This window comes from Chitinophaga sp. (assembly GCF_035564935.1).
In the GTDB taxonomy this organism is placed as follows: domain Bacteria; phylum Bacteroidota; class Bacteroidia; order Chitinophagales; family Chitinophagaceae; genus Chitinophaga.
Genome location: NZ_DATMTE010000658.1, coordinates 1 through 2,450, shown reverse-complemented (window position 1 = coordinate 2,450; position 2,450 = coordinate 1). Strand labels below are relative to the sequence as shown.

Below are 2,450 nucleotides of genomic sequence, written 5' to 3'. Positions count from 1 at the left end.
TGGGTAAATAACTATTAGGATATCCAAGTCCTTTAAGATCATCAGAACCATTTACAACCCTTGATATAACTCCGCCTGTAAACAGTGCCCAACCTAGGCCTACCCATGATGCTTCTTCCTGGACTCTTATCCCTGCACTATGATAGCTTAAATTGATGGGTACCGATATTTCATTAACTTTGATTTCATAAATGAGAATACCAATATTACTTACACCTGTATAGTGAGATACCGGGATTTCTCCGAACTTTGCAATAGATGAAGCCGTAGGAGAAGGCGAAATTACTCTCGCAATGCTTGTTCTGTTATCTTGCGCTTTTATTTGTAATGCTGTGGAGACAATGGTTATAAGGATAAATATTTTTTTCATTCTCATTAGATTATCGTGTAGTTATAGTGGGATTTTATCAAAAAAATGCTTTATTCTTCAGCAAAACTCCCCATCTGCCTCAGTCCTTCATTCTCCCCTTCAACCTCTCCAACTCCCTCCGTTGCTCCACACTCTCTTTTTTGAGCTCAATAATATACAGCGTCAGCTCCTCCACCTTCTGCAACAACTTCTTATTTATCTCCCCTACATCCAGTCCATCCTTTTCAACCTCCTTCTCTGAAGGAATTTCCGGCAAATGTTTATTGATTTTAATAAATCGTTCCACTTCCTGTAGTGATGGCAACTGGTATTCCGGATGAAATACAAAATCAGCCCAGCCACTTTGTGTAACCTTCACTTTCTGGGCAAAAATATCTCCCTTCACGGCCAGCTTTGCCTGGGGAACACTTGTACCTATACCTACATTGCCATCGCCCCTGACATATAGTAGCGGCTTACCTCCGCCGGTGGCACCGGAACCATCCTGGTTAGCATTATTTAAAACGGCAAATGAGTACCCTGTTACCGGAGCATTCAGCGTACCTACAGCTACTCCATAATTTTCTCCCCACAAATAGGCTGATGCTTTGGTAGTATTCCCTGGTGAAACTGTATGCAAGGCATATCCCGGTATAGTGCCTATGCCCATTTTTCCCATATTTGTGGTATTTCCCTCTACATCTTCATAAGATAGCTGATAGAACTTATTATTATCAAAATCGCAATTCAAACCATATGTGCTGGTGCTTGCCGCAAAGCCAACCGGCGCGGTGATAGTCTGGTCGAAAGGAGCAGTGTTCATAGGACTGGTAAGCGTATGATCATCATTGCGATAATAAATTGAACCCCACTGATAATTTGACTTTACCCACAAAGCATTATTAAACACATAAAAAGTGGCTGCTAACGGATTCCCTGAAATACAACGAATCTCTAATCCGTCGAATCGTGCAGGCGTTCCTTCAAACTTGTCGATTCTGATACGGTAGGCGCCTTGCCTGTTATAGTAATTGACGTCTCCCACCACATCTAATTCTATGGTAGTAGCATACCGATGTGCATCATTGTTGATTTTAGCCACTTTGTAATAGCAGAGATTATAGGGAGATGCACTTGTATTTGCAGGTCCCAGTAGCAGCCAGTCACCCGGTCCGTTTGTCCCGGCGGCTTCTACACATAAATTGGATGCGATTAAAATAATACTCACTAACAAACGGTACGGGTTAAAAAAAGATCCCATTCAGAATAGTTTTCAGGTTAACAAAAATTAAAAATTATACCCCAGCCTCACCTTCACCGGGTCCGTTCTCGGCACATGCTGGTTATACAAAAAGTCAAACAACACCATCATATTCCCTTTCAGCTTACTGTTGATCTTGTACTTTTTACTGATTCCAATCAACCCGCTCTGGGTCCATTTCTGCCCTACGCCTTCAGGCACACCGGCATAATCCGGTTGATAGTTCTGCTCATAGCCTCCATTCAGGAAAAAGGTGCCTTTCAGTTTCCAGTCGATGAAAGAACGGATCCCCATACCCTGGCCGGAAAAATGGATGTTATCGAAGCCGGTGCCCATACCCAGTTTGTAAGAAAGACCAATACCGGCGCTGCCATTTTTGTGGAACTTATAGGCAGCCTGACCGGCAAGATCGCCGGTAGTAGGGAAGAACTTATTGCTGCGCTGGAACTGGATGTTGCTGCCAAATTCCAGTCTTTGCAGGAAACTTTTTGTTTTCATTTCCTTTGGCTTGAAATCCGGCATTTCTGCAGCGTTGTCAAGATCAGGGAATTTGCTTTTCAGTTCATCGAATTTGCTGCGGGCTTCGGCCATTTGCTGGCTTACAGCTGCACTGGCATTGGGACCGCTGCCGAGGCGTTGCTGGATAAGCTGTTCCACCTGGTTGCGGGTTTGCAGTCCTTCGAGGTTTGGAGCAGATGCGGTGGCGCCTTGTATATTAAACAGGCTGGCCAGCTGTGAATGTTTCTGCATGAAGTCATTGAAAGCGGGGATCTTCTTAATCACTTCCATCGCTTTCTGTTCTGCCTTCTTTTTATCTTTAAAAACTTCCTTGTATTCTTT

At 43.7% G+C, this 2,450-nt stretch carries 2 protein-coding genes and 1 pseudogene; all 3 read right to left on the bottom strand.

Annotation, left to right across the window (positions count from 1 at the left end):
• Positions 1 to 370: hypothetical protein (locus VN105_RS16970; RefSeq protein ID WP_325642718.1), on the bottom strand; the 370-nt coding region annotated here is incomplete at its 3' end.
• A gap of 79 nt (positions 371 to 449) precedes the next feature.
• Positions 450 to 1,577 (bottom strand): hypothetical protein, encoded by a 1,128-nt coding sequence (locus VN105_RS16965; RefSeq protein ID WP_325642717.1) that lies wholly within the window; start codon positions 1,575 to 1,577, stop codon positions 450 to 452.
• A gap of 60 nt (positions 1,578 to 1,637) precedes the next feature.
• Positions 1,638 to 2,450 (bottom strand): annotated as a pseudogene (locus VN105_RS16960) (hypothetical protein); the annotation flags it as partial.